The organism is Streptomyces sp. NPDC051172, assembly GCF_040682555.1.
In the GTDB taxonomy this organism is placed as follows: domain Bacteria; phylum Actinomycetota; class Actinomycetes; order Streptomycetales; family Streptomycetaceae; genus Streptomyces.
Map to the genome: position 1 here is coordinate 1 of NZ_JBFBBE010000449.1, position 1098 is coordinate 1098.

The following is a 1098-nucleotide window of genomic DNA, read 5'->3' on the forward strand; positions in this document are numbered from 1 at the left end:
GGTGGCGTGGGCGGGGAGAGGACCCCTTCGATCGTCCGGACTCTCGCTCGGGTGAAGCGGGGCAGCTGGGCCGAGATCGACGACGCGTTGGTGCGCGGGCTGCGACCCGCTGAACAGATGCGGTGTCTGCATCCGGACTGCACGAACATGTGCGCATGGCCGACCGACTCCAGTGCTGGCCGGCCGCAGACCTTCTGCAGCCGCAACTGCCGCCAGAACTTCGAACGCACGCGAATGCGCTTGCGGGATGAGATTGGTGTGCTCACCGAGTTGTGTAACCGAGGAGGCGCCCCGGTGGAGACGCGTCGGGCCATCGAGGTCGGTATAGCCCAACGTTCGTGGATGTTGCGTCGCTACCCCGACCTCAATCCAGAGCAGCGGCTAGGACCGGCACCCGACACGTCAGCAACGCGGCCGGGACAGCGCTGAGTAGCGAAGATGAGAAAGACGCGGTGAACATGAATGCATCCGGTCTGGTGGCCGACATGGGGGCATCCAAGGCGGTCCGGGCATGTGGGCTCTGCGGTGCCCAGGGAAAGATGAGCCGCACGCACGTGCCGCCGAGAGCGGCTGGCAACGACGATCGCGTGGAGCGTGCGCCAGACCGGTTTGTCGGGCAGCTCCGTGAGCCCGGCCGCTGGAACAGGGGTGGCATGTGGGTCCGCGGCCTCTGTAAGGCGTGCAACAGTCGTTGCGGTGGCGAATACGACAGGGCCTACGCCGACTTCTCCACGCAGGTGCAGCGGTTGACGACCTTGGGTGCGCGGCGTTTGGCCATCCATCCGGGGGCCGTGCCGGACGTGAGGTTCGCCCCGGGTGCCGTGATCCGTTGTGTGCTCTATGGCATGTTCGCTCTGAACAGCGGGCTGAGCACCCGGTACCCGAGCCTTGCGCAACAGTTGGCAACGGAGGACTACCACCGTGGTTCCAGCGTGGACTGGCCTGCTGATCTCAGTTTGAGGCTGGGCCTCTCAGACCCCCGTTTCCCACGAAGTGGGTTGTTGGCCAGCAGGGTCTGGGCCGTCCGGGTGCTCGAGCGCTCTCAGGCTCACACGTCGCTGGCCGACATCGTCTGGCCACCACTGGCATGGTCGCTGG

The 1098-nt window shown here is 66.1% G+C and carries 2 protein-coding genes; one reads left to right on the forward strand and one right to left on the reverse strand.

Going from position 1 to position 1098, the window contains the following annotated elements; genetic code table 11:
* On the reverse strand, positions 1-230 hold a 230-nt coding region (locus tag AB0N07_RS51850; protein WP_365848070.1), incomplete at its 3' end, for a hypothetical protein.
* Between the two features lie 309 nt (positions 231-539).
* Between AB0N07_RS51850 and AB0N07_RS51855 the strand changes: the two genes are divergently transcribed.
* Positions 540-1098, forward strand: a 559-nt coding sequence (locus AB0N07_RS51855) for a hypothetical protein (protein ID WP_365848072.1), incomplete at its 3' end; no start/stop codon positions are given.